The sequence below is a fragment of the Streptomyces sp. MZ04 genome, from assembly GCF_004684775.1.
Classification (GTDB): domain Bacteria; phylum Actinomycetota; class Actinomycetes; order Streptomycetales; family Streptomycetaceae; genus Streptomyces.
Window position 1 is genome coordinate 1 of sequence record NZ_SRIC01000487.1, and the last position, 3,140, is coordinate 3,140.

Genomic DNA, 3,140 nt, shown 5'->3' on the forward strand with positions numbered 1-3,140 from the left:
GTTGTGGGGGTTGTGGGGGTGGTGTTGGCCCCCTGCGGGGTCCGATCCGGCCTCAGTCGAGCATCTCGGCCGCCTTGGTCATCGGCCCTTCCGCGTCACCGGTGTTGATCGTTCCCGCCGGTTCGAGCAGCAGGATCGCGGTCTCCTCGTCTGCCACGGTGCGGTGTTCGACTCCGCGGGGAACCACGAACAACTCGCCCGGTTCCAGGACCACATCGGCGTCCCTGAGCTGGATGGTGAGCCGGCCGCTGATGACCAGGATCAGTTCATCGGTGTCCTCGTGGGTGTGCCAGACGAACTCCCCCTTCAGCTTGGCCAGCTTCACCTCGTAGTCGTTGATCGCCGCCACTGTCTTCTGCGTCCACAACTCGCTGAACCGCGACAGCTTCTCCGCGAGATTGACAGGAACAACAGGAACAGCAGGAACAGCAGGAACAACAGGAACAACAGGAACAACAGACTCGGGCATCCGGCATCCTTCCTCAAGGCCGGTCAACCGGGAGCGCCTCTCGGGCCCTCCTCCGGCCGGCGTCATGAGCCTGCCGTGCTCGGATTCCGCCGGTCTTGTACGTTCCTGACATGGCCGGAGACCGACCCCGCACGTCCATCAGCGCCTGGAGGCCGTCCGTTCCAGGGATCGCCGAGGTCTTCCACGCGCACTTCACCGACCACGCGTACCCGGCCCACACCCACGACACGTGGGACCTGATGATCCTCGACGACGGCGCGGTCGACTTCGCACTCGACCGCCGCCGCCATGGGGCGGCCGGTGGTGCCGCCGTCCTGCTGCTGCCTCCCGGCGTCCCCCACGACGGCCGGACCGTCACGGCGTCCGGGTTTCGCAAGCGCAACCTCTACCTCGACGACTCCGTACTGCCACACCGTCTGGTCGGCCGTGCGGTGGACGCCCCGGTCTTCAGCGACGGGCTGCTGCACCGTCGGATCGACCAGCTGCACGCCGCTCTCGTCCATGCCGGAGACGGGTTCGAGGCCGAGTCCCGGCTCTCGTTCATCCGCGAGCGGCTCCACTTCCATCTCGACGCGCCGCAGCCCCGCGCACCGGGGCGTGAAGCGAACCGGCTCGCCGCCGAGCTGCGGGACCTGCTGGACTCACGGGTACACCCCGGCATATCCCTGCGCGAGGCCGCCGCCGTCCTGCACGCCCACCCCACCCACCTGATCCGCTGCTTCAAGCAGACGTACGGCCTGCCGCCGCACGCCTACCTCACCGGCAAGCGCATCGACCAAGCGCGTCGACTGCTCCTCGACGGCCACCGGCCCGCCGAGGTCGCCACGGCCGTCGGATTCCACGACCAGGCCCACCTGAACCGCCACTTCACACGTCACGTGGGCACCACGCCCGCGCGGTACAAGCGCGCCGGCTCTTCTGCCTAGCCGACCGGACGGCACAGCAGCGGCTTCTCCAGTTCGGAGCAGGGGCGGTGGCCGTGGGCCGGGAGGCTGTCCTTGCCCGCGCCCTCCGTCAGATAGCGGAGGAAGCCCGCCGCGATCGAGTCGGCGGGCGGCTCTCCATACGTGTACGCGAACTCCGTCTGCCAGTAGGGGTACGCGCCCGCGTCCGCGCCCTCCACCGTGGCCGGGTAGCCCGCGATGCGGACCTGGTGGATGCCCTCGTGGGTGAGCGCGGCGCCCGCCTCGCTGTGACCGAGGGCTCCCGGCATCGATCCCACGGTGTCCAGGAGGATGCCGGTCTCGCGGACCTCGCAGCGGCCCGGCTTGGTCTTGTCCATGGCCGCGCAGTCCCCTGAGGTGACCTCCAACAGCTCCTTGCCGCCGAGGACTTGCTTGACGAGGGTGGAGCGGGTGCCGGATCCGGGGTGGCGGCTGACGAGGTGGATGGGGACGTCGTTGCCGTTGACCTGGGACCAGTTGGTGATCTCGCCCGCGTAGATCTGGCGTACTTGTTTGAGGGAGAGGTCCTGGACTCCCGCGTCCTTGTTGACGGAGAGCGTGAAGAGGGAGAGGGCGACGGGGCGCGGAAGGAGTTGGGGGCGGCCGTCGCCCTTGGCCCCGTCGGTGAAGGCGAGCCGGTCGGGAAGGCCACCGCCACCCGGCTTCCCCGCCTCCTTCGCGGTGCTCGTGCTCGCCTTCTTGCCCGCGGCCGCCAGCGAGTCGAGGCCCGCGACGCTGCCGTTGAACGTGTCGTCCGAGATGGGGATCTCGGCGCCCGTGCACTTCTTCACGTACCGCTTCGCGGCCTCCGCGACGGCGTCCTTGAAGGCGGTGGAGCCGGAGAGGCGCAGTGTGCCCTCGGCGCAGTCCACGGGCGCGGCCTGGGCGGAGGCGTCGTCCCTGGTGAAGGAGGTGAAGGACTGCGCGGCGGCGATGAGGACGAGCAGGGCGATGAAGACCATGACGGGCTTGGAGGCGAAGGTGTGGCTCTCGGTCTTCTTGATCCGCCCGCCCCGTACGCCGCCCTTGATGCCGGCGACGACGTCGGGGTCGGGGAAGTCCTGCCCGGCGGGGAACCGGGGGTCGCGTTCCAGGACGGCGAGGACCTTGTAGTGGGTGCCGCGGTTGAGGGGGACGCGGGGCAGCTCGATGTTCCCGTTGTTCATGCGAAGCCCGGCGGCGCCCTCGAAGCAGGGACCCAGGTAGTCGTGGCTGTACTCGGTGACGACCATGCCGTCGACGCGGCGGCCGGGGAAGGTGATCCGGATGCCGACCTGGTCGTCGTCGCGTACGACATAGTCGTGGGCGTCGATGTGGGTCCAGCCGCTGTTCTGGATGCGGAGCAGGACGAAGGACGGGTCGACGAGCGAGGTGTTGTCCTGCTGCATCTGCCGCAGCACTCCGGCGTGCGGATGGGTGTCCGCGTTCTTCGCGGTGGTGTCCATCTGTACGCGGTAGCCGAGCCGTTTGCGCCCGGCGAACCCGAACTCCCACAGGGCGGCGCCGACCGGTATCGCGAGCCCGAGGGCGGCGACCCACGACTCCCAGGAAAATCCATTCATCGCCGTACGACCCCCGTTGGCTGCACGCAGTTGTTCGGGTGGCCAAGTTATGAGTGGGTAGCCGGATACTGCCGCTCAACGCGGCTTGTTTCAGGGGGAGTTCATCGGCTGGATGTCTGCGGTGGCCGGGGGTTCACCGGCTGTTGGGGCTGTCTCTTATACTTA

At 68.7% G+C, this 3,140-nt stretch carries 3 protein-coding genes; 1 reads left to right on the forward strand and 2 read right to left on the reverse strand.

Features of this window, described 5'->3' with window-relative positions; all coding sequences use genetic code 11:
• Positions 1–52: 52 nt before the first annotated feature.
• A complete protein-coding gene (locus E2651_RS42250; protein WP_135336569.1) occupies positions 53–469 on the reverse strand; it encodes a cupin domain-containing protein in 417 nt (138 codons plus the stop codon).
• A gap of 110 nt (positions 470–579) precedes the next feature.
• Between E2651_RS42250 and E2651_RS42255 the strand changes: the two genes are divergently transcribed.
• Positions 580–1,395, forward strand: a complete 816-nt coding sequence (locus tag E2651_RS42255; RefSeq protein ID WP_135336570.1) for an AraC family transcriptional regulator — start codon at positions 580–582, stop codon at positions 1,393–1,395.
• Here the strand turns inward: E2651_RS42255 and E2651_RS42260 are convergent.
• Positions 1,392–2,975 (reverse strand): substrate-binding domain-containing protein, encoded by a 1,584-nt coding sequence (locus E2651_RS42260; RefSeq protein ID WP_135336571.1) that lies wholly within the window; start codon positions 2,973–2,975, stop codon positions 1,392–1,394. The two genes, E2651_RS42255 and E2651_RS42260, sit on opposite strands and share 4 nt — an antisense overlap.
• Positions 2,976–3,140 lie beyond the last annotated feature (165 nt).